Origin of the sequence: Pseudomonas sp. KB_15 (assembly GCF_052114525.1) — a bacterium.
Taxonomy (GTDB): domain Bacteria; phylum Pseudomonadota; class Gammaproteobacteria; order Pseudomonadales; family Pseudomonadaceae; genus Aquipseudomonas.
Genome location: NZ_JBFREX010000354.1, coordinates 1 through 367 on the forward strand (window position 1 = coordinate 1; position 367 = coordinate 367).

Here is a 367-nt window from a genome sequence, read left to right on the forward strand (position 1 = left end):
TTTCTTCCCGCTGGCCGCATGCGCCGTGGCCGCGCTCTTCGCCGCCACGCCCGCGCTCGCGCAGGAAGTGGTCAAGATTGGCTACACTGGCCCGCTCTCCGGCGGCGCCGCGCTGTATGGCAAGAACGTGCTGTCTGGCATCCAGATGGCCGTGGACGAGATCAACGCGCAGGGCCTGGCCGTCAACGGCAAGAAGGTCAAGCTGGAAGTGGTGGCGCTGGACGACAAGTACGCGCCGGCCGAGGCCGCCATCAACGCCCGCCGCCTGGTGCAGCAGCACAAGACCCCGGCCGTCTTCGTGCCGCATTCGGGCGGCATCTTCGCGCTGCAGGCCTTCAACGAGCAGGAGAAGTTCCTGGTCATGGCC

1 protein-coding gene is annotated in these 367 nt (G+C 67.6%); it reads left to right on the top strand.

Translation table 11 applies throughout. The annotated features are described in order from the left end of the window. The coding region (locus AB4Z35_RS31260) for an ABC transporter substrate-binding protein (RefSeq protein WP_442101334.1) at positions 1-367 on the top strand (367 nt) is incomplete at both ends.